General features: G+C 47.0%; 14 protein-coding genes and 1 pseudogene. 12 read left to right on the plus strand and 3 right to left on the minus strand.

The genetic code is table 11. The features are described from left to right. Window positions 1-200: 200 nt before the first annotated feature. From htpG to RLO19_RS22035, 9 genes are all read left to right on the plus strand, one after another. Window positions 201-2,183: a molecular chaperone HtpG gene (htpG, locus tag RLO19_RS21995; protein WP_446359554.1), complete on the plus strand. Its 1,983-nt coding sequence runs from the start codon at window positions 201-203 to the stop codon at window positions 2,181-2,183. A gap of 231 nt (window positions 2,184-2,414) precedes the next feature. Next, on the plus strand, window positions 2,415-2,651 hold the full coding sequence (gene rpmB / locus RLO19_RS22000; RefSeq protein WP_446337294.1) for a 50S ribosomal protein L28: 237 nt from the start codon (window positions 2,415-2,417) through the stop codon (window positions 2,649-2,651). Between the two features lie 574 nt (window positions 2,652-3,225). Next, window positions 3,226-9,252 (plus strand): hormogonium polysaccharide biosynthesis protein HpsA, encoded by a 6,027-nt coding sequence (gene hpsA, locus RLO19_RS22005; protein ID WP_446359555.1) that lies wholly within the window; start codon window positions 3,226-3,228, stop codon window positions 9,250-9,252. Between the two features lie 36 nt (window positions 9,253-9,288). Then, window positions 9,289-10,188, plus strand: coding sequence for a hormogonium polysaccharide secretion pseudopilin HpsB (gene hpsB / locus RLO19_RS22010; RefSeq protein WP_446359556.1), 900 nt, complete (start codon window positions 9,289-9,291; stop codon window positions 10,186-10,188). A 103-nt stretch (window positions 10,189-10,291) separates the two neighbouring features. Further along, a complete protein-coding gene (gene hpsC / locus RLO19_RS22015) occupies window positions 10,292-11,356 on the plus strand; it encodes a hormogonium polysaccharide secretion pseudopilin HpsC (protein WP_446359557.1) in 1,065 nt (354 codons plus the stop codon). 290 nt (window positions 11,357-11,646) lie between these two features. Further along, entirely contained in the window at window positions 11,647-12,873 is a 1,227-nt protein-coding gene (locus tag RLO19_RS22020; RefSeq protein WP_446359558.1) for an RRXRR domain-containing protein, read from the plus strand. Then, window positions 12,870-13,655 carry a pilus assembly FimT family protein gene (locus tag RLO19_RS22025; protein ID WP_446359559.1) on the plus strand — a complete coding sequence of 262 codons (786 nt, stop codon included), beginning with the start codon at window positions 12,870-12,872 and terminating at the stop codon, window positions 13,653-13,655. The genes RLO19_RS22020 and RLO19_RS22025 overlap by 4 nt, the downstream gene beginning before the upstream one ends. A 375-nt stretch (window positions 13,656-14,030) precedes the next feature. Further along, a complete protein-coding gene (locus RLO19_RS22030) occupies window positions 14,031-14,573 on the plus strand; it encodes a pilus assembly FimT family protein (RefSeq protein ID WP_446359560.1) in 543 nt (180 codons plus the stop codon). A gap of 195 nt (window positions 14,574-14,768) precedes the next feature. After that, complete coding sequence (locus RLO19_RS22035) at window positions 14,769-16,097, plus strand: bifunctional folylpolyglutamate synthase/dihydrofolate synthase (RefSeq protein WP_446359565.1); 1,329 nt, start codon at window positions 14,769-14,771, stop codon at window positions 16,095-16,097. Between the two features lie 48 nt (window positions 16,098-16,145). Here the strand turns inward: RLO19_RS22035 and RLO19_RS22040 are convergent, their stop codons facing one another. Then, on the minus strand, window positions 16,146-17,573 hold the full coding sequence (locus tag RLO19_RS22040; protein WP_446359561.1) for an ABC transporter substrate-binding protein: 1,428 nt from the start codon (window positions 17,571-17,573) through the stop codon (window positions 16,146-16,148). A 47-nt stretch (window positions 17,574-17,620) separates the two neighbouring features. Then, window positions 17,621-18,493 (minus strand): pentapeptide repeat-containing protein, encoded by an 873-nt coding sequence (locus RLO19_RS22045; protein ID WP_446359562.1) that lies wholly within the window; start codon window positions 18,491-18,493, stop codon window positions 17,621-17,623. A 155-nt stretch (window positions 18,494-18,648) separates the two neighbouring features. On the opposite strand from RLO19_RS22045, the gene ilvD reads away from it, so the two are divergent. Beyond that, window positions 18,649-20,331 carry a dihydroxy-acid dehydratase gene (ilvD, locus tag RLO19_RS22050; protein ID WP_446359566.1) on the plus strand — a complete coding sequence of 561 codons (1,683 nt, stop codon included), beginning with the start codon at window positions 18,649-18,651 and terminating at the stop codon, window positions 20,329-20,331. Between the two features lie 133 nt (window positions 20,332-20,464). On the opposite strand, the gene RLO19_RS22055 is transcribed toward ilvD, so the two are convergent. Beyond that, window positions 20,465-22,504 (minus strand): hypothetical protein, encoded by a 2,040-nt coding sequence (locus RLO19_RS22055; RefSeq protein ID WP_446359563.1) that lies wholly within the window; start codon window positions 22,502-22,504, stop codon window positions 20,465-20,467. Between the two features lie 290 nt (window positions 22,505-22,794). Between RLO19_RS22055 and RLO19_RS22060 the strand changes: the two are divergent. Further along, window positions 22,795-23,070: pseudogene (locus tag RLO19_RS22060) on the plus strand (glutathione S-transferase N-terminal domain-containing protein); the annotation flags it as partial. Window positions 23,071-23,305: 235 nt separating this feature from the next. Beyond that, window positions 23,306-23,938: a pentapeptide repeat-containing protein gene (locus tag RLO19_RS22065; RefSeq protein ID WP_446359564.1), complete on the plus strand. Its 633-nt coding sequence runs from the start codon at window positions 23,306-23,308 to the stop codon at window positions 23,936-23,938. Window positions 23,939-24,277: the final 339 nt, after the last annotated feature.

The following is a 24,277-nucleotide window of genomic DNA, read 5'->3' on the forward strand; positions in this document are numbered from 1 at the left end:
TGAGGGGGTGACCGTTTTTTGTGGAGAGCGGGACAGCGATCGCCATTGGTGTCAGCTTAAGCGCTAAAAGCAGGGGGAGCGCCCCCACCTCCCCCAAGTGCGGAGATCCGTATTCTCCAACGGGGGCTATCTGTTACCCCAAAATTCGGGCGATCGCACACAATCGTACTGAATACCCAAACCATTACAGAGTGTCACCTATGACTGTACTAGAACAGGGACAGATTACAATTCATACCGAGAATATCTTTCCCATTATCAAGAAATCCCTCTACACAGATCACGAAATCTTCTTACGGGAATTGGTGTCCAACGCCGTAGACGCCATCCAGAAGCTGAAGATGGTATCCTATTCGGGGGAAGTAGATGGAGATGTGGGGGAACCAGAAATTACCATTTCCCTCGATAAAGATAAAAAGACCCTCTCCGTCTGTGATAATGGTATCGGCATGACCGCTGAGGAGGTGAAAAAATACATAAATCAGGTGGCTTTCTCCAGCGCCGAAGAGTTTATCCAGAAATATCAGAAAGACGCTGATCAACAGATTATCGGTCACTTTGGTCTCGGCTTCTACTCCTGCTTCATGGTGGCGAAAAACGTCGAGATTGATACCCTCTCCTACCAAGCTGATGCGGAAGCGGTACATTGGTCCTGTGATGGTTCTCCTACCTTTGAACTGTCGGAATCGTCTCGCCAAGAACGGGGAACCACGATTACACTGACCCTTCAGGATGAAGAGACAGAATATCTAGAACCAGCACGAATTCGTCAACTGGTGAAGAAATACTGCGATTTCATGCCCGTACCGATTAAGCTAGATGGCGAAGAACTAAACCAGCACAAGGCACAGTGGAAAGAATCACCGCAAAACCTGAGCGATGATGACTATTTAGAATTTTATCGCTATCTCTATCCGTTTCAGGAAGACCCCCTGCTGTGGGTGCATCTGAAGACCGATTATCCCTTCTTGTTGAACGGGATTCTTTATTTTCCCAAACTCAAACCCGATGTGGATGTGACCAAGGGTCATATTAAACTATTCTGTAATCAGGTTTTTGTCAGTGACAACTGCGAAGAGGTTATTCCCAACTTCCTCATGCCACTGCGGGGGGTAATTGATAGTCCCGACATTCCCATAAATGTTTCCCGTTCCGCCCTCACCAGTGACCGAACCGTGCGCCGGATTGCCGATTTTATTGCCAAGAAAATCGCCGACCGACTCAATGAAATCTACAATGAGCAACGGGTAGAATATATCCGCTGCTGGCAAGATGTGGGTACCTTTGTTAAATTTGGTGCTTTGAATAACGACAAGTTCAAGAAACAAGTCGAAGATATTATTCTCTATCGCACCACCTATGCGGGAGACTCAGCCAGTAAACCCAAGACGCCAGAGGTAGAAGTGCAGTCTCAAGATAGCGATGTTTGGCAAGAAGTAAGTCCAGCCGCAGCGAATCAAGATGAGAAAGGACGAACCTATACGACGCTCAAAGATTATTTAGACCGCAACAAAGCCCAGCACGAAAACCACGTCTTCTACTGCACCGACGAAGCCGCCCAAGCCACATACGTGGAACTGCACAAGAATCAGGGATTAGAAGTCCTGTTTATGGACTCGTTTATTGACACTCACTTTATTAGTTTCCTGGAACAGGAATATTCGGATGTCAAGTTTTCTCGGGTAGACTCGGAGTTAGATAATACTCTGGTTGACCAAGACAAGGCGGCGGATATTGTTGACCCCAAAACTAATAAAACCCGCAGCGAACTGATTAAGGAGTTATTTGAGAAAGCGATAAACAAGCCCAAAGTTAACATCAAAACCCAGGCGCTCAAATCTGATGACCCCCAAGGGACACCCCCAGCCATGGTACTCCTACCGGAAGCCATGCGACGGTTACAGGATATGACCGCCCTGTTGCAACAGCAGGCGGCGCAGTTTCCGGAAGAACATATTTTAGTGGTAAATACCGCACATCCCTTGATTGAGAACTTAGTGGAGATTAGTCAGGGGAGTATTGTTCAAGGCGTGGGTCAATCCCCCAGTGGGGAATTAGCCAACCTGATTTGTCAGCATGTCTATGACTTAGCCTTGATGGCGCAAAAAGGCTTTGACGCTAAAGGGATGAAGTCATTTGTAGAACGTTCTAACCAAGTGCTCACCCGATTAACCAATCGGTAGGCTGAGGTTGGGTGATCCCTACTCCCAACCCGGTTGGGAGGAAATACTTGACCGACGCTCTAGTCAGCTTTAGCTGACTTTCGCTTTTAGCCTAGGGTTTAAACCCTAGGCGGTTCATCGGTTGATTGTTTCTATCTCCCCCATCTCCCCCATCTCCCTCACACCCCACACCCCACGCCCTTTTCCCTGACCGAGATATGATGGAGTACGGACTATACTTAAAGGAATACCATGTCACGCCAATGTCAACTGACGGGGAAAAAGGCAAATAACGCCTATGCCATCTCCCACTCTCACCGCCGCACCAAAAAATTACAGCAAGCTAATTTGCAATCAAAGCGGGTATGGTGGCAAGAAGGAAATCGCTGGGTGAAGTTGAAACTTTCGACAAAGGCGATTAAAACGCTGGAGAAGAAGGGATTACAGGCGATGGCAAAGGAAGCTGGGATTAATCTCCATCATTATTAAATTCCTGTAGAGTATTGTGTAGGGGCGGGTTTGACTATTATCATTTCTTGCCTCACCCAGATGCAACTAAACCCGCCCCGATCAAGTTGTGAATTTGTGAATTAATCTAGAGCAAGAGGAGGCGATTGAAATCGCTGCTACACAAACAAAGTCCGCCTGCGCGGACTAGGTTATAACGGGGGTAGCGTTCCCCGGATTTGGTATCACCCCATCTCCCTTAACCAAGGACGAAGGACGAAGGACGAAGGACAAATAACTAATAGGGTGATCACTTTTCTCGCGAAAGTGGGTAAGCTAGGCGTAGGGACTCACTGACAGATTGTCATAGACGGTCTGATTAATGCAGGGTGACGGTGAGAACTGCTTCTGATACCTCGAATAATTCTATCGCCAGAGGGAACTTGCCCCCAGAGCTTTTGTCTCATAATACAAGGCAGGCTCGTCCCCATCCGGACATATTAATTAAACGTCTTGCTATTGCTTATTCTCAAAATCACTTAGACAGAACGCCACTAAAAGCGTTGTTGTTCAGTTTAACTATCTATCGATACCTCAGCTTGAAAGGAAATCACCCATGTCAATCCGGAAGAAGCTAGCCAAGGTTATTCAGAATCTCTATCGGCAACTCCTAAAGATATCTAGAACTCTGAGCAAAGGGTTCATGACTTGGCTATTGCGAAATTTGATGGTTTTGCGCCGTCGCTCTGGCTTAGCTAAGGCTGGGTTTATCCTACCCACGGTAACCATGGTGATATTGGTGGTGATCCTACTCACTACCGCGATTGTATTTCGTTCCTTTGACCGAGCAAAAAATGCTCGCAACTACCGGGTGAGTCAAGAGGTGATGGCAGCCGCAACGCCCACCATTGATCGGGCAACGGCTAAGCTGGATGCTTTATTTAATGATCCGCGACTGCCTCGTGCCACTCCCTCTGACAGTGCGCTTTATAACTTGCTCAGTAGTGATAATAAATTTGACTTCGCTGATGAACAACGGTTGACAGTGGCTTACGATGTTGATGGTGATGGTAATATTTCAAACAAAACGCAAGATGAAGCGAAACCACTTGAAGAGCGCGATCGCGTGACAACCGCTTGGCGATTTCCCGTTGATACTAATGGCGACGGGAAGTTTGATAGTTTTACTATATATGGCATATTTTTCCGCTCTCCGGCGCGTGATCAAGATGGTTCTTTCCAGGTAGCCAGAAGTCCCTTAGACGCCAGAACCCCACCGATGGATGAAGGCACAGGTAGGGGAGTATGTGCAGGGGCGCTAGAAACGAGTGCTAAGTTGGTGAGTCAGGCGGGTTGGTATAAGTCTGGCTCTTCTCTGAAGAAGAGTTTCTTTGTCTATACGGCAACTGTGCCTATTGTTGAGAATCTGAATAATCTGGGTATTGAAAATTTTCCTGCCAATTCACCATACAGAAACACAAATAACTATCAACCCTTCCCCGCCGGATCAGCGCCAGGTTTCTCAGCACTAGAATACCAGCAAGACCGGGCAAGAATTCCTTTGAGTAATAACGCCGTGGTCTTCCAAAATGACTTGGCACTGGTTTCCGGAGACCCGCTGCGACTGAATGGCAGAATTATCACCAACGGTAACTTATTTACCACGACGACCCAAGGAGGCGAAGTTGAACTCTTCCAAGTGAGTGCCCCAGCCTCCTGTTTTTATGAGGAAGAAAACAGCAAAATTACGGTAGGCGGTCATGTGATTAATGCAGGACCCACCAGTGATAACTACTCTAACAGTAGAGACGTTAAAGTTGATCTGTTTGTTGATAACAATAATCCACAACGTAAAGATTTAACGAGAAGTAATCAGTCGGCAAGAAGCACTGAGATTCCCAGAACTGTCCTCTACAATGACAATGCCTACAGAGATCGTGTCGAGTACTTAGTGAGCACATGGATAGCGGACAACCAAGCTCCAGCCAATCAGGGATACAACGCCAATGATCCAAACGATGTCAAAACCCAAGTTAAAGAAGCGGCGGCAAATGAAAGAAAGGAGGTGCGAGAAAAGGCATTAACCGCCTACTTCAGCGACCGAACCAGGCGAGTTCCATTTGAAGAAGTAGCCAGGGGAGTCGATGAAACCTTAACCTTTACTGCAGCCGATAAGGCACAAGGTCAGGGAGACCAGTTGCGTCCGCCAGACAAATGGATGTTTCCCTATGGGGCGGATGGTAAGAGTATACCCGCCGGATATGCGCCCATTGAACTTAATATCAACGGCAATAAGGTTAGGCCCGCAGCGACAGTTCCCGATATTCTAGAAGAGGGCGATCGCGAAAATGAAGTGGGCGATCGCATCCTAGTCGGTCACAATCTGCCTGCCGTCTGGTACAAGGATGGAAACGCCGTTGCGGAAAACGAACGTCAGGACATCGCTGGTACGACATGGGATCTACCAAACGGAACCAACGAGACACGCACTCGTGCTACCCAGGTTACTCCCCTGAGCGATGTGGGGGATAATAGTCGAGATGGGTTCTGGGAAAAAGAAGCTGCCCGACAACCGGAAAATTTACTCGACCCAGTGGGCGGCTTGCGAATTGTCACCGGTGCTGGGGTGTATGAACGCAAAAACTCTTTCTTACCCCCGCCCACCTGGGATGACCCCACAACGGAAACGATTGAGGCGAAAATCAATGATGAGACCGTTGGCGCAATTAAGGTAAAAACCACTTATTATGATGACCCCTCGACTACAGTAGTAGAAAAGTTTCCCATTGTTTGGCCCGATACTATGCCCATGTCCCCTATGGCGGGTGAGATCGTCTATTCAAACGCCGACTCTGGGACATTAGCTCCTAATCCGGTCTGGAAAGAGACAGGCTGGAAAGATAATGATGGTCAGGGCTTGCCCACCGCGCCGCAAAACAGTCCATTCCCCGATCTGAGTGCTAATGATTTTAGACCCGTAGGGGGGGGTAATAATACCACAATCGACCCCAATACACGCAAGTATGCCAAGGGCGACCTGCGGATGAGGGCAACAGCAGTTTACCACTATGCTCAAGACAGATACCAACGCCCGTCGGAAGGAACTGACCGAGAGCAAAAACCCATTGCCTGCGTCAGTAGCTACTACGACCCGACTAACGCCACTACCGCCAGGAATCGCCAAGGCTTACCGGATGTAAGTGGGCAATTAGACTGGCCCTCGGATCAACCAGTTGTTCAGGGCAAGTCGAATAACGGTGTGAGTTATCCTCCCCCCAGCACAACTTCAGTAGGTATTGGGCAAATGAATACATTGCAGGGGCTGGTGCGGGGTCAGGGTGCAGAAGATTACGGAAATAGCATAGAAAAGCAACTTGCCTATCAAGCGAATCTCGTCTTTCCCAATGGACGCTTTGTCAACGAACCCCTGCGCCAAGCGTTGCTGGTCGCCCATGCTGACCGGACTCTCGCCCAGCAAGCAGCAATTGACTCGACAATCTGCTCCTTGCATATTTTAGGGGGAGCCACACCTAATGATAGTGTCATCCCCCACGGGGCAATTAGCGAAGTGGCATTCCTGGATAGTCGCCAGATTCAAGCCATTGATAAAGATAAGTCAGACACCTTAACAGTCGAATCTGTCGCTGACTTAACCGGAGAGTACGACCTCCCAATAGAAGAGCGCCAACCCCTAGAAGTACGGGTCACCAAGATAGACCTAGATAAACTACGTAATCAACGCATTAGTGGTTCATTCATCCCTGGAAGTGGGACAGCTGAATACCTCTTGCCCAACAGTGGCATTATCTATGCCTCGCGGGACGATGCTTTGGCAGACCTGAGCCAATTGCTTCCCGACTCACAAAACCCAGGCTATCGGCTTCCGGGTGAGGGCTTAAGCGAGGCAGATAAAACCCGCGCCGGACGCCAAAGTCCCGTGGACTACAAACTTGACCCCACCCGTCGTCCCAGTGGCATCCTGCTATTCAATGGCAAAAACCTTGCCCGCGGCAACGTTGAACGGTTCCGGGAGGAGGAAAAGGGACTGACTTTAGTCACCGACTTACCCGCCTATATTTGGGCTTGGTCAGATACGAACGCCAATGAAATTGTCGATCCTAGCGATGAGTCTCTGTTCAATCCTCACAGTCAGGAAGAATTCAGAACGGCGCTGAATACGGCAACGTGGGCAAACTTCTACACGCGCGGGAGAGCAGGAGATGCGAATGCACTCAATCCCAATTTCGCTTGTCGTCCTGGTGATGCTCGCCTACCGAGTTGTACAACCGGGGATACCTGGCGTCCGGCAACGGTGATTGCTGATTCGATGACCTTGCTGTCGAGGGATTTCCGATTTGGCTTCCGCGATGAAGGGGATTACGACCTCAGAAATAATAACGTTATCAATCAGAGCTTTATCACCAATCGGTTGAACAATGGCTTCTTTGCCAACAACTTTGTCACCAATGGATTTAGCAGTGAGGGGATAACGATTAATGGCACAACTCCCCGAGAAAGTGATTACTCTCAACGGGGTAACAATTACATTGGCAGCTCCTATTTCAATAACTTTGTCACTCCCGTTCAGCGACGATTCAATGACGCTGGGGAATATGTGATGGAACTCTGCCGCAAGTTACCGGTTTCTGCTTGTACGGCGGAGGACTGGGTTGTGGGATATGACAGTGATGGGAATGATAGGTTGGATAATGCGGCTGAGAAAAATGTGACGATTGACCGACTCGGAATTGTCAGTGGTATACGTAATACACCGGCCGACTGGACGGCTCTGAGTCCAACTCGTCGAGAGCGTCTGGGTGCTGGCACAACCGCCCTACCCGCTTTGATGGAATCAGACCGACGCTTCCCGCGCCGCATCGCCTTTGCCCGGACTGCCAACCATACCTTAATTCTGAACGATGCCGTTAACAATACTGTGCGACCCATTGGCGTCGGCTGTCCCCTAGATCATACAGGTAACGTCCCGGAGAACAATGGCTGTGTGTATGGGGGCACGGGCTCGGCGGCAAACGTAAATGTACCCAACCGCAGTACCCAGAATACCCTTTGGTTCCGCACCACACTAAGCACTACTGACCCCGGAGCCCAAGCGCAGATTGCCTATCAGGCTGACCGACCAATTTACTACGAAACCAATGCAACAAGGTATGCACGGGTGCTTGATGCAACGGGTGGTGTCAAAGAGAAGTATGTCAAGAATGGGACAGCCAACGACTTCAAGCTATTCGTGCCTAAAGCACTAGAAGATAAGGAGTATGGAGAGATTATTGCAGCGGAATTGGCTCGACTCAATTTAGATAACCAGCCAAACAATCCAATTACGAAATACCCATTCTGTTTGGAAGCAGGATGCTTAGATACAAATGTGATTAATAATCCAACTGATACAGCATTGGGTGCTGGTGAGGTTCTATCTCCCCAAGCTAGAATCAGAATTAACCTGGTACGACAAGCCCTGATGCCTTCCGCTCTCGTCCCGGCTACGGCTGGGGACGCAATTGTGATACCCACACGGAGTCTAGCCGCAACTGGGGGAACACTGGAAGCAAAACTTTCTGAAAATCCTGCTTCTAAAAACCCGCAAAAGTCAGTTAATGTCTATGACCTTCCTGTAAACACTTTTGATTACGGTGCGACGATTACGCTTAAGGGTACACCAGAATCGATATTTGTCCTAAGAAATACTACTGGTGGTCTTACATTTGGAGGTGGAAGTCCTGGAGATGGCGTTAAGCTCAACCTAGAAGGTGGCGTTGATCCCAACAACATATACTGGGTTGTAAATGGGGGAGAGCTGAGATTTCTCGACACTTCAGGAGCTCCCCATCGACTAGCAGGTAACTTTATCGGCGAGCGGGCTAATGCCATCACATTCAACAAGGTAGAAATCATCGGAGGTCGTTTCCTCGGCTTCAGCGGCATAACCCCCGGCGCAACGAATGTCAAAATCTACGGCATGACCGCCCAAGACCAACCCATAACCGTCCCCGTTTTACAACTGCAAATCCCTAGAGCAATTGGCGGCACTATCCAACCCAGTGGGAACTTTAACCCTGACGTAGAGCAAACGAACTGGCATCAAAAAGCGACTGACAGCACCTTTAACCTGATCAGTGCAGTCGGAAACACCCCAGCACGGGAGGGTGAACCCGATGGTGGTATTGGTAACTTCGCCCGCATCTTGGAAGCCTGGTCTTGGAGTGGACAAAAACGCATCCTATCTATTAGTGGTTCTCTAATGCAGTTTGACCGGAGTAGCTATGCCACAGGTCCTTACCAACCGTTCTTAGATACCGGATTTTTTAATCAGCCACAAACACCGGGTCAGCAACGAGGACTGTTTGATTACACTCAACGGTACAGCACTTCTACCTCCGGTGGTCAAATCCCCCACTCCGTACCCCAAGATCGGCGTTATGGTTATGATGTGGGCTTACTGAGTCAGCTCCCTGACCTATTCAGTAGCCAATTCACAACACCACCTACCGGAGAGCCGGATGAGTTCTACCGAGAAGTTTCCCGGGATGACCCCTGGTTACAAGCGCTATTGTGCGCCAAAGTACCAGGAAACCCAGAGCCTTACGCGGTCAGTGAGAATGTACGTCCCCGTTGTCCCTGGTAAAAAATCCCAAGGCTTGAACCAGCAGCAGATTAAACCATGAACAAGCCCAAGCAGATGCAACAAAATCAAAGGCAATTGAATCGCGGATATTCCCCGATGTCATTTGCCCTCGAACGACTGACTTCTCCAGAGCCAGTTCCCTTGAATCCTTCCGTCAATGTTCCTAGGGGTGCTTATCACCCGGATAACAATTGCCAGGGGGGGAAATCCCGCCAAGGAAGTCAGTCTGGTTTTACGATCATCGAATCGTTAGTAGCAATTATTGTGGTAACGATTCTGATGATTGGGTTGGCACCTGTAATCACGCTGTCAGTGGCTACGCGGGTTCAAGCCAAACGTGTGGAACTTGCCACTCAAGCGGCAAGATCCTATCTGGATGGGGTGAGAACCGGAGCGATTCCCTTTGGACCGACGGATACTGGCAGTACACAAGGAACTCATAAGGCGATTACAAGGGATGCCGCAAGTAGAGATGATGACAACTTGAATCAAGTTGCTCCTCCCACTAAAGCAGCTCCTAATTGCCCCGCTAATCGAGTCTACTGTACTTCACCCACATCAAACGACTCTGTATTTTACTGTGTAGATGGGGATGGAGGTGGTTGCAGGACCTCTCAAGACTTCATCATTCAGGCATTCGGCAAAATTACCACTTCTGGTATTTATGATCTTACTGGGAGTAATCGAGAGTTTGCCAATCAAGTCTATCCAAATTACAAGTTAGGGGTGCGTGTCTACCGGGCTGATTCGTTTATCTCTGAGTTTACCGAGGGATTTACCGCTGGTTCGACTCAATCAAGTTTTACCGGGGGAACGGGTATAAGCAAAGAACAAGCCCCCTTGGTGATCATGTCAACGGAGATTCCTGTAAAGGAAGACCAGCTTGGTCAGTATCGAGCAATATGTACCGCCAATGGTATCACGGGGGGTTGCTAGTACAACTCAGCAGAGAGAACAAATTCAAAACTCGGTTCCCTTGAGGGACGTGAAGGGTCAAAAAATGCCCGCGTTTTGAGTAACTTTTACGGAGCAGTATATCATGAGAGAGGCAATTCAATCAATCTTCAAATCTCAGCGCAAAGGCTCAGGGTCAACCCAAAAAGCCAAGGGGTTTACGCTGATTGAACTCCTCGTCGCGGTTATTTTAGCCGCTTTAGTGATCACGCCGCTGCTCGGCTTCATGATCAACATCCTCGCCACAGATAGAAAAGAGCAAGCTAAAGCGGCGACAGAACAGGAACTGCAAGCTGCCCTTGACTACATCGCTCGCGATTTAGAGCAAGCTGTTTACATTTATGATGGTAAGGGTCTTCGGGGAACAGGTACTGCAGGAATTGGGGATAGTCTTGTGAACATGGAAGGTGAGCCCGTCTTAGCATTTTGGAAGCGGAAAAATTTACCGAGGGCTGTTGATAGAAACTTTGAAACCACAGGTAGATCTTGTCCAACAAGTCTTAGCAAACAACAGAAGGAAAGACAATGTAATGATTACTTTGTCTACTCGCTAGTTGTCTATTCCCTAATTGAAGGTGCAAGTGTCGAACGGTGGTCAAACGCCGCCAGAATTGCTCGTTTTGAAATTAGTGACGGAATTAGAGACCCTACTTCTTCTGATCCTAATGCACGTATTAGTGCCAATCAAGCTGATCCAAAATTTCAGCTTTTTCAACTCAAACGAGGTCAGTCTATTGAAACGTCAATGAATGCGTGGGAGTCGGCGGGTGGTCCAATTACACAGGGTAACGCTCTAGGCTATACTAACGTATTAGTTGATTACATTGATCAAAGTAAAGTACCAGGAAACGCAGATCTTAGACCTGTTTCAGCCGATTATTGCCTATCGCCTCTGGGATTGGATAATGGGAAACTACAAGAGCGAGAACGAGATAAACCCGACCCAAAAACGCCACAACAGTTAAACACTCTCCCTGCCAATTCCATGACTAGCTTCTTCGCTTGCGTAGACACAGAAAGGACATTGGCTCACGTGTATTTGCGAGGCAATGCCCTCGCCCGAATTCAAAATAAGGCAGAATATGATAAAGATTCTCCCTACTTCCCCAACTCAACGATTACAGTGGAGGGGGTAGGATCTATCGAATAGCTATTCTATAAAGAGTATCCCTTACCCATCATTGGTTATTGCTAAAAACTGTACTTTCAAATGATCATTCAACAACCCTAATCTAGCTATCGCTTGAGATTAGGGATTGCCGGACAAACGGCAATTTAAACCGTTGAATACCGCACTGAGTCTCAACTTGGTACAGACCTCCGGATACTTCCCTAGTTCGGATTCGCTCTAAAACCTTTTGTCGGGTTGTTGTTAAGCCAAGACATCCTAGTTGAGATGGCGGGAAGGGACTAAACACTTTTACTCGAAGGTTTATCACCATGCTGCGAGTACCAGTTCTATCAAAATCAGGTAAGCCATTAATGCCAACCAAACCTAGTCGTGCTAGGCGTTGGCTAAAGGAGGGTAAAGCCAAAGTGGTACACAACGACTTAGATTGCTTTGGCATTCAGTTAACTTTTGAAACAGGAGAGAAAACGCAGCCTATAGCCATGGGTATAGATCCCGGTAAAAGTTACTCCGGGATCGGGGTTCAGTCGGGTTTATTCACCCTTTGGATGGGACATCTAGTCTTACCGTTCAAGACAGTTAAGGAGCGGATGGAATTACGGCGGGTAATGCGTCGAGCTAGACGCGGTAGACGGATTAACCGAAAGTTACCCTACTCTGAGCGGTGTCACCGCCAAAAGAGGTTCAATAACCGTAGACAAGGCAAATTACCCCCTTCTATTCGAGCCAACAAGCAGCTAGAGTTACGGGTAGTTAAGGAGTTGTTCAAGCTATTCCCTATTAGCGCCATTCACTATGAGTTAGTTATGGCTGATGTGGATAGGACTAGCGGAAGAAAATCAGCGCGGTTTGGCGTTGGATTCTCGCCAGTTATGGTGGGTCAACGGCAAATGCTGAAATGGTTATCTGAATTAGCTCCCGTTTTAACCCATCGGGGATGGCAACGAGATGGTAATGGAACTAGCCAACTGAGACAATGGCTGGGATTAGCTAAGGACAAGAAAAACAAGGCTAACCAGACACCTGCAACTCATGCTGTTGACGGCGTAACCTTGGCGGCGTTTGAATTCATCCAATGGCGGGAATGGCACTCTGATAATGCTAAACATGGCGGCTGGTGTGGCAATGTCCAAATCACACCTGCACCCTTTGCGATAATCCGTAGACCACCAATTAGCCGTAGGCAGTTACACCTGTGTGTTCCATCTAAAGGGGGTAAACGGCGCAAGTATGGCGGCACAGTTACCCGCCATGGCTTCAGCAAAGGTGACAAAGTTGTAGCCGAAAAAGCCGGAAAAGCTTACATTGGTTGGTGTTCTGGAGACACCGAAAAACAAGTTTCAGTTAGCGATATTAACTGGAAACGGCTTGGACAATTCACGGCTAAAAAAGTCCAGTTGTTGCAGCGAAGCACGGGGTTAATCGTCGTGCCTTCACCTGGACCGGTCAAACCTCACAGCGTCGAACGGCTCGGTTTGACCTCTATTCCTCTCCAACCTGCTTCGCTGAGGTTGGAGTCTCACGAGGTAAAGCGATGAATAAATCAACCTTATTAAAAAGTCGCTCAAAACAAGCCATGGGTCAAACTCAACCCCCTAGGCGGGAAGACTGGGATCATGTCAGGTTTACAGGCAATATTCCAGCTAACCGGATAAGTTGGGTTTCGTTCCTCAACCCAACCTACAAAGTTGACATGCACCCGGAAGACTCAACCCAAGGCGAAGCTGGATTCAGTCTGCTGGAACTGATTGTGGTTGTCCTGATGATCGCTATTCTATCCGCTATTGCCGCTCCGGGTTGGCTAGCTTTTGTCAATCGTCAACGGGTAGCGAAGGTGAATGATGGGGTATGGAGTGCTCTACAGGAGGCTCAACGGGAAGCTAAACGGACACAACTGAGTTATAGCGTTAGTTTTAGAAACCCGGCTGGAACACTTCCCCAAGTGGCTGTTTACCCGACAGAAGATCGAGCAGGTCAAGCGATTAATCTAGCCAACAATAGCAACGCTTGGAAACCTTTAAGTCAAGGGTTAGACATCAAACCCGAACAGGTTACTCTCTGCTCAAATATTGATAGCAGTAGAGCTAATAAAAAAACAAACAATTCTGATTGTAGTTTTACGACGGCAAGAACAATCACTTTTGATTACCAAGGTAACCTAGCGACTGTTGATGGTCAAGATCCAGATAGTGGTATTGATGTTACCGTAGCCGTACCCAAATCTAATGGTGACCCCATTGAGTCTACAGCTCGCTGCGTCGTCGTCAAAACAATCATTGGCTCAATGGCACTGGAACAAGGAGACAATTGTCCGCAGTGATTAATCAAAGTTGATATTACCTCCAAGATCCGTTAATTTGTGAAGTCCTATTAATTTTTAAGACGTAAGGATTTATTAAATAAACATTTCTAACATTCCCCTGTTCATCAAAAAACTCTTGTCGCAAAATATCAAAAAGGAGTTGCCAGAGGAGCATCCAATTTTTAGAGAGTTGTAGCCGATTATTGATGCGTTTAGGGAGTAAAATGCTCTCTTGACGGATAGTTTTGTAACCTGGAACTGCTTAAGTTGCAGATAGTAACCGGTTTGACTCATTGATTGTGGGTTTAGGGATTAGCTCATAAAAATGGGTGACTACATGCACAGCCTGACACTCCTGATACATGACACATTGATGGGCTCAGGGTAACTGAAATGTTGAATAACAATCAATTAATAAACGCCAAACCTAACGCCACGGCGGGATATACATTAATGGAGGTAACGATAGTCGTTTTCATGATTGGGATATTGGGTGCGATCGCGGCTCCGGGTTGGCTAAACTTTACGAATAGACAGCGTTTAAATACAGCGCAATACGAAGTTTACCAAGCGATGCAAGCGGCGAAAAGTAATGCTAAGCTACAGAAAGTGGATTGGCAAGCTAGCTTTCGGGAACAGGATCAGATTGTACAGTGGGCGGTTCATCCTGAAACGGTTACGCCAGCGACAGCCCATTGGCAGAGTCTTGACCCCAATATTCGCATAGATGGCGAGACTACTCTAAAATTTAGTGATGGCGTGTATAAGGTTGAATTTAACTTCAAAGGTCATGTGACACCTCCCTTCGGGCGGTTAACGTTGACCACGAAGCAGGGAGGGAAAGCCAAGCGTTGTGTATTTGTTTCTACCCTTTTGGGAACATTACGAATGGCGAAGGAGAATCCAACACCTCAAGATGGTAAATATTGTTATTAGTTCTTCGTCATTTTTAGATCCCCCTTCCGTCCCCCTACCCTCCTCATTTCCCCCCCTTTCAAATTTCCCCCCTTTCAAATTTCCCCCCCTTTCAAAGGGGGGCTAGGGGGGATAGAGAGGGGCTGGGGGTGAGGGGTTTAGCTTAAGTTGACAAGGGCGCACGTCGGTGCGCCCCTACGAGTTTGGTGTATGGATATTAATATTAATTCTCTGCTGCAACCCTATCAACGCTTTGGTGTTCACCTGGGCTTAGAACGCATCCAGCGACTCCTGGAGGCTTTGGGTAATCCCCATCAGCGTGTTCCCATCATTCATGTGGCGGGAAGCAATGGGAAAGGTTCCGTGTGCGCCTATCTTTCCTCGGTTCTCAGTGAAGCGGGTTATCGGGTTGGACGTTATACATCTCCTCATTTAATCGATTGGACAGAACGAATCTGTATCAATCAACACCCCATTTCTACTGCAGAACTGGTAAAATTGCTCGAACAAGTTCAAGCCGCGATTCCCCCAGATACGGAAGATTCCCCGACGCAGTTTGAAGTGATCACGGCGGCGGCTTGGTTATATTTTGCCCAGAAACAAGTGGATATTGCGGTGATTGAAGTGGGGTTAGGGGGGCGCTTGGATGCAACCAATGTTTGTGATCAGCCTTTGGCGACAATTATTACCTCGATTAGCCGCGAACATTGGCAGGTTTTGGGTTCCACGCTGAGTCAAATTGCTACCGAGAAAGCGGGTATCCTGAAATCGAATTGTCCGGCGATTATCGCCCCCCTTCCCCCAGAAGCCAAAGCCGTTGTTCAATCTCGCATCGAGCAGTTAAATTGTCCGGTAACCTGGGTAGAACCGGCAAAGGAATTCAATAGGCAAAATTTATTCAGGGCGGGTTTTGAACAAAGGTTATCATCAATCGCGACACCTAAGTCCCTAAACCCGCCCCTACATCAAAATTCAGATGCGCCATTATGGGCAAATTATCAGGGGATAATTTATCCATTGCCGTTGCTAGGGGAGATTCAGCTAACCAATTCTGCTGTGGCGATCGCGACTTGTCAATCCCTGATTCACCAAGGTTGGCATATCCCTGATTCTGCGATTGTTTCCGGGATAGCAAAGACCCAATGGTTAGGGCGTTTACAATGGACAAAATGGCATAATCATCCCCTACTGGTGGATGGCGCCCATAATCCGGCGGCGGCGACAGGTTTACGTGAGTATGTAGATAGGCTAAATACCCCTATAACCTGGGTAATGGGGATACTCTCAACCAAAGAGCATGAGGGGATATTCCGGGCATTACTGCGATCGCGCGATCGCGTTTACCTGGTTCCTGTGCCTGATCATAGCTCAGCCGAGCCAGAAGAACTAGCTGCGATCGCGCGATCGGTTTGTCCTACTCTTACCGATTGTCACACCTATCCTAACTTAGAGGCTGGACTGCAAGCAGCGACAGCGACCGCTTCTGATTCTACCATTGTCCTGTGCGGTTCTCTTTATCTGGTGGGTTATTTTCTTGGTTCGTAGTTGCGCTGTCGAAAGCCGGTATAATTTTAAGGTTATACCAAGTTGCATTCAAAGATATAACTTTCTTTCCCCCTGCTCCCAGACGCGCCATGGCGCGTCTCTACCTGCTTCCCCTGCTTCCCCTGCTTCCCCTGCTTCCCCTGCTTTTCCTGTAGTTCCTGCGTTGAAGTGATGAAGGGCTAAAGCCCTTACTACATACAAATTATCCCACATCTGGGCTGCATCAGCTACAGCTTGTTCTACCTCCTTTTCTCCTAACATCGCCGCCTGTAAATTCTCATAAATCGCGGCTTGCAACTTATTTAAATCCTTCATCGCCGGTACTAATACCTCCGCCTCTGTTAACTGACTAGCACTAATCGCCCGTGCTTGTTCCACCGGGGAAGCATTCGGATTACTTGACAATTGTGCTTGATACTGTTCCACCGCCTCAATGGTTGACGGTAAAACATTTGCCGCTTGAGCAAAGGCTAACTGATTCTGGGTATTCGTCACAAATAGAGCAAACTTTACCGCTTCCTCTGGGTTATTCGTATCCCGTGGAATCACTAAATTCATCACCGCCACATTCTTTTTCCCAGTTTTTCCGGTAATTTGAGGAGATGTCGCCGATACTTTAGCAATATCCGGCGCATTGGTTTCAATTGTCTTTAAAAATTCCGCCCCCGACGCCAGCAAAGCCGTTTCCCCCCCTTGATATAATTCAATTGCATTTCGATGTCCTTGGGTGAGAACTTCTCGCGGTAAGAGTCCTTTTTGATACAAATCTACCCAATACTTAAACGCAGCAATTCCTTCTGGCGTATTAAACGCTGCCTTTCCTTCTGCATCGACTAACTGCACACCCATCTGCACAAAAGATTCCAACACTTCACTGGAATCATTGGGGACAAAGGTAACAAAAAAGGCATATTTACCCGTCTTATCTTTCACTTGCTGAGCCACCTCTGCCAGTTCAGCATAAGTTGTTGGCGGTTGACTAATTCCGGCTTGTTTGAGTAAATCCTGATTGTAAATCGTCACCCTTGTAGTCAGATACCAAGGAATGCCAAAACTTTGATTATCAATTGTACTCGCTTGCCAGATTTTGGGTAAATATTGCTGCCGGATTTCATCAGGAATTTTTCCCTCTAAGTCTAACCAAGCATTACGAGTGGCAAGCTGGGAGGCAAAGCTGGGATTTAAGTTAACCACATCCGGTGCCGTTTTTGCCGATACAGCCGTTAAGATTTTACGCTCCATTTCTGCCCAAGGGACATCTACCCACCGTACTTTAACCTCTGGGTTATCGGCTTCAAAATCCGCGATCGCTTGGTTAAAATACTCTGTAAACTGAGGCTGAAGCTGCATCGTCCAGAACTCTAATTCTCCAGACGCGGAGGTTGTCGGGGCGGGGCTACAGCTTACCAGCCAACTCAACAGCCATCCTAACAGGGCAAATAGTCCAAATCGTTTCCAGGTTTTGCTTGCAATCATTGATAGTATACCAGTAATAGGCAAAAGGCAAAAGGCAAAAGAGCAACTTACTCATAATTTAATCCATCAGGTAATATAGCACCCGTTAACGTCGCACCGCGCAAGTTAACCTGAGCCATATTGGCATCAAGCAAAACAGTTTCTAGTAAAATTGCATCCGTTAAATTAGACCAACACAGTTTAGCTCGATATAAATTTGCCTTGCTGAGATTAGCGCCGCGTAGGGTTGTCCAACTGATACTCGCCCCTCTTAAGTTAGCCTCTATGAGTGTCGCTTGGGTCAAGTTTGTGCCATTAAGAATCGCCCGACTTAAATTTGCCTGATTTAGGTTTGCCCGGGTAAAGTTAGCACTATGTAAAAGGGCTTTGCTCAGATTTGCCTCTTTTAAGTTCGTCTCTAAAAGAATGGCATTCGTCAAATTCGCCTTTTCTAAATTGGCACCCATTAACGTAGCACCAGAAAGATTCGTGCGGCTGAGTGAAGCGTCTATCAATTTTGCCTGATTTAAGTTAGCATCCCGGAGTATCGCCTCACTCAGAATTGTTTCCGACAGATTGGCACGACTCAGATTAGCACCATTCAAAGTAGAGGATCGCAAACTAGCATTGATTAAATTGGCTTCACTAAAATTGGCTTGACTCAAGTTACTGGAAATGAGGTTAGCGGCGCTTAAATCCGTTCCCTGTAGCGTAGCTTGATTGAGATTCGCTTCTCGAAAGTTGACCAATTTGAGAAACGCCCCCGTGAGATTGCTTTGGCTTAAGTCTGCTCCTCGCAGGTTGGCTTGAGTCAGATCAACGCCAATCAGGGAGGCGCCCCTAAGATTAACTCCTCTGAAGTCCCGTTCCCCTGCTGCATATCGTTTCAGCAGTTCATCGGCATCCATAATTGTATTGTGATTGCCTAGGTAGATGTGCATCAAAGGCGATTAAAGCATCAAGTTTACCTTAAGGAATTCATGATTGGTGAGTCCGTGAGTGATAATGAAGAAATTGTCCTGTAGAGAAACACAGAAGCACAGGAGTAAGCGTGCAAAAATAAGACGAATGACAAATGACGAAGGAAAGTAAGCCAATGCCAGACAATGTGAGAAGTCAAGTCGTTACCCAAGGCGTTCAGCGATCGCCAAATCGTGCTATGCTGCGTGCTGTCGGTTTTAGCGATCGCGATTTTACCAAGCCGATTGTCGGGTTAGCCAATGGCTATAGTACAATCACGCCCTGTAATATGGGCATCAATGATTTAGCGCTGCGGGCAGAAGCCGGATTAAAACAAGCTGGGGCGATGCCGCAAATATTTGGCACAATTACCATTAGCGATGGGATCTCCATGGGAACCGAGGGGATGAAATATTCCCTGGTGTCACGGGAAGTGATTGCTGACTCCATTGAAACCGTCTGTAATGGTCAAAGTATGGATGGGGTGCTGGCAATTGGTGGCTGTGATAAGAATATGCCAGGGGCAATGATTGCGATCGCGCGTCTGAATATCCCCGCTATCTTTGTCTATGGGGGGACGATAAAACCCGGACATCTGGATGGACAAGATTTAACCGTTGTCAGCGCCTTTGAAGCGGTAGGACAACATAGTGCGGGTAAAATTAGTGAGGAACAACTGCTTGCAGTAGAACGTCATGCTTGCCCCGGTGCGGGTTCCTGTGGGGGGATGTTCACCGCCAACACCATGTCTTCGGCATTTGAAGCCATGGGGATGAGTTTACCCTATTCCTCGACGATGGCAGCCGAAGATGCCGAAAAAGCAGAGAGTGCAGAAAAATCTGCCTATATTCTGGTTGAAGCGATTCGTCAGCAGATTCTACCCAAACAGATTTTAACCCGCCAAGCTTTTGAAAATGCCATTTCGGTAATTATGGCAGTGGGCGGATCAACAAATGCGGTATTGCATTTATTGGCAATTGCGCGTGCGATCGGGGTAGAGTTATCCCTGGATGACTTTGAAACCATTCGCGCCAGAGTTCCGGTTCTGTGTGATCTTAAACCCAGTGGCAGATATGTCGCCACAAATTTACACCAAGCTGGGGGCATTCCGCAAGTGATGAAAATGCTCCTGGTTCATGATTTGTTACACGGTGATGCATTAACCATTACCGGGAAAACCCTAGGGGAAATATTAGCCGAGGTGCCCGACGAACCGCGAAGGGATCAAGATGTAATTCGTCCCTGGGATAATCCTATCTATAGCCAAGGACATTTAGCCATTTTAAAAGGAAATTTGGCAACCGAAGGCGCCGTGGCGAAGATTACCGGAGTGAAAACCCCCCAAATCACCGGTCCTGCGCGAGTCTTTGAATCTGAGGAAGATTGTCTGGATGCGATTTTGGCGGGTAAGATTCAGGCTGGTGATGTGATTGTGGTGCGTTATGAGGGACCAAAAGGGGGTCCAGGAATGCGGGAAATGCTAGCGCCAACATCGGCAATTATTGGTGCGGGGTTAGGGGATTCGGTAGGATTAATTACCGATGGTCGCTTTTCCGGTGGCACTTATGGTATGGTAGTCGGTCATGTTGCCCCAGAAGCCGCTGTTGGGGGTGCGATCGCGTTAGTCGAAGAAGGGGATTCGATTACGATTGATTCCCCAGCGCGATTGTTACAACTTAATATATCCGATCAGGAGCTGCAACGACGCCGCGCCAATTGGCAACCCCCCAAACCTCGGTATACAAAAGGAGTGCTGGCGAAGTATGCCAAATTAGTGGCGTCTAGTAGTGTGGGTGCGGTGACGGATTTGAATCTGTGATGAATCAGATAACAGATTGATGGGGGGTAGAGACGTACCATGCTACGTCTCTACATTTGCCCAGCCAGTCGGTTGATCAATTTTTCTTTTTCACAGATAATTGTTAAACTATGAAACAATTACTCTAGAGTAACTAACCCGTAATTTCCCAGAACCCTTTAAAGTAGCCCAAATTACGTGCCTCTTCCCACGTCACCTGTAGGTTCTTAAATCCTTTCTCGCCCGGATCATCAACTTGAATAACGTCTTGATCTAACGCATCCAGACGGATAAAATGATTTTCCATTCCGACTAAAATTTGCGCCCCTTTATCTAACAAAGGATTAATCTTCTTGAGCACGGCTTCGCGGTAGGTATCAACGGGGAGAAGTTCATCTGCTTTTTCTTTATTCAATTGCTCATATTTCCAAATCGTTTTGTAACGTTTCTTATCTTTGTCACTCAGTTGAGCAAAAGACTTTGTACCTGACTCGACTTCGTTATAGAGTTCCCGCCATGCTTCAGGATTTTGCTGCCGCAACTTTGCCTTGGTATAGTCTCTCTGTGCCTCACCAATTTGGTTCAATTCACTCGAATAAACCCCTGACTTTTCATATTTGCCACCAAATTGCTCAATCAAGTACATCATGGTTGAATGGTGTGTGGTTTTTGCCGCCGCCGTTTGGCGAGCCTTTGACACGGCATTGACAAATTCATCCTCTGATAGACTTTGCAAACCGGCGGGCATCCATCGGGCAATCCCAATCAGTGCCATGAAATCAGGCAGGCGTAAGGCATCAAAACCCGTTGCCTCTTCGTAGATTTTCCGTTTTTTATATTTACCTTCTAGTGCCTCAAATATATCTTTAAGCAATGGCAATTTTGACTGATCATAATCCGCTTTCGTTTTCCCAATCCCTTCTAAAACCATTGCCGGAACCGTCACGTTACAGGTTCTATCCCAACCTTTGTCACCTTTTTTGTCTCCCTTTGCCAGGATATTCGTATTCGCCATCTGCCCAAAATAGGGTGCGAGTGGTGCTAATCGCCGATAAAGATATGCCTGGGCATTCTTAAGTTTGCTTGCATCAACGTCGGCTATTGTATCCTCCAGTGCCGCAATCCGTTGACGAATTTCTGCAATCTTTTTCACGCGAGCTGTTCGCTCATCCCCGATTTCTTCCTTGTGTTCTTTTTCAACAAGCAGTGGATTCTGCTCCATCTGTTCCATTTCTTGCACAAGAGCCAAGAATTCCGGATGCTCTAACTCAGGCTTTTCTGGCAAACCCGGAACTGTTTGACGACTGGGTTTAGGCACAACGACATCTTCATTTTCATCTTCGTCTGGCTCTTTCGGTTTAGGATTCATGGTGAGCAAAATTGCTGGAAGCCCCTGAATATTGCTGGCTGCCGTCCAGACTAAATTGGCAGAAGATTCCTGGGTTTCAGAGGTGCTATTATATTGAACTTTCACATAATCTTTGCCATTTTTCCGAACACCGTCTACAATCAAAACGGTTGAACCTTTTTCTATAAGAGGTTTTCCTTTTTCTGGCGTTAAAGAAGGAGGCGGTTGGCGAATTATAGCTTGTGGATCGGTGACAGTAAACTCGCCAACGGGTACATTTAGCTGGAGTGAGTCTGATGTCTTATTGTTCGGATTGCTACTATTCAAACTTTTTGACGCCGCATCCGTTACCTTATCCCAAACATTTGCCGCTGTATCAGAAATTGTGTTCCAGATATCATCTAAAAACCGATTGATTTGTTTTGGACTACTAATTTGCTGCACAGCAGGTTTAAGTCTATGAACGTTGGCATGATTCAATGGATTTAAACCAAAATTAGCGTGAGGTGTTACCGACGACTGAAACCCATTCCCCAACTCGCTAACCCCTTCCTGTTTCTGAACTGACGGGGATGAACCGGGTGCATGAACTGGAATAGCCAGACCATTGTAACCCCATTGTGAGGTTCGCTTCAGTTGTGCAGAGACAGACTGGGTTGGCTTGGGTTGCTTTGACCCCTGGATTGGGGAACCAAAAGGGCGTGTCTGTAGCAAATTGGTTCTAGGTAACGCTGCTGATCGTGCCTGAATCCCGTTACCAAACCCACGATTTTTTAACGGATTAACCGCTGGAGTTAAACTGGAGTGATTGGAATTTTTTTTAGGAATCTGTCGTCGGCTACTCATGCTCACCTCTGTTCTTGATGAAGTTGGAAATACTTTCACTATAGCCTTTTCATCGGGGTTTGTTACCTCACCCCTGCTCCCCCTCAACCCATCACCGTAATTATGGGTATTCAACCGGACATGATATGAATCGGGGCGGGTTTAATGGCATTTGGGTGCAACGGAAAAGATAGTAGTAAAACCCGCCCCTACATCTTTGAATCACGCCGTTAGGGGCGCAATTGGGTAGAATATAGCTCTTGATTTAAGTAAAATTATGGAATTATGTTATATAATCTATTCAATAACTAATGATGAAACTATACGATTTTTTACTGTCAGGAAATTGCTATAAGGTACGTTTGTTACTAACTCAACTGGAGATTCCGTTTGAGCTGGTAGAGGTGAATATATTAAACGGAGAAAGTCGAACCCCTGAATTTATGCCAAAAAATCTCAATGGACGAGTTCCTGTTCTAGAAGTTGAACCGGGCAAATTTCTTGCCGAATCCAACGCAATCTTATTTTATCTGAGCGAAGGGACACCATTTCTACCCAAGGATACTTGGCAACGAGCAAAAGTAATTGATACTATGATTAATCTGTCGATAAAATAAATCAGGTCAGGGCATCTACGTCAAGTCATGACTCAAGTCGGTCAAGTTGCCATTAATGCCACCAAAGCATCCCCTAGATTAATACCGACATAAAGATCTCTACTCAGCCTTTCAAGTGTTGGTAGAGAAAAGATTGGTATTGGCGCTACCAACTCAGCAACGAGACGGCTAAGGGTTAGCCAAAAATAAATAAAGGTAGATGCAGATGAACCCTGATGAACTATTGAGCAGATACAACGCAGGCGAACGGGATTTTTTTCTCATCGACGTAAATGGAGTCAACCTGAGGGGCGCCACTCTGAGAGCGGTAGATTTGACTTATGCCAACCTGAGTCAAACTAAATTAGTCCAAGCAAACTTGAGTCGTGCTACCCTGCACAATGCCAATTTGCAGGGTGTTGACTTGCAAGGAGCCGATCTGCGAGGCGCTGATTTGAGTGGTGCTGATTTGATGGGAGCGAATTTAGTGGCGGCTGATTTGAGTTTTGCCACGTTGACGGGTGTGGATTTAAGTGGTGCTAATCTGAGTGTCGCCCGCTTGATGGGTGTTGATCTCAATGGTGCTAACCTCTGCCAGGTTAACCTATTGGGCGTGGATTTGCGAGGTTCTTTATTGATTGGCGCTAATCTCAGTCGCAGCAATCTGAGTCGCTGTTTTTTATTTGAGGCTGATTTAAGTGAGGCAAATCTGGAGCAAGTGAACTGGCAAAGCAGTCTGTACAATAGAGAAACTTGTTTTCCTCAAGGGTTTGATCCTGAACAAATCGGTGCTTATTTAATTGCACCTAATGTCTCTCTGGCGGGGCTGGATTTAAGCGGTGTTAATCTTACGTCATAAGCGATGGTGAAAGCCCTCGTGATTTATCCGAGGGATGAAACCGAGCAATGTGTTTAGTTTAGCAACTTTAGTTGCTTTTCTTTCTAATCTTAGGTATAATAATAATATGAGAAACAGATTTTGTAGGTGATAACTCTGTACAAATAAAAACCTTCTGAAAAATATTAAATGGTGTAATTGATCTTGCTAGGATGTCAAACGAGCCAAAATTCGTACAATGCCGATTTCTCAGTCGGAATAGCACTTTTGTAAAAAACTTAAAAAACTAAATACTTGATAAGTACCGTAGGGCATACGGAAACTTCCTAATTAATTTAGGTAAAAGCTTGGAGAGCTACC

Source organism: Coleofasciculus sp. G2-EDA-02, from assembly GCF_040226375.1.
Lineage (GTDB): Bacteria > Cyanobacteriota > Cyanobacteriia > Cyanobacteriales > Coleofasciculaceae > Coleofasciculus.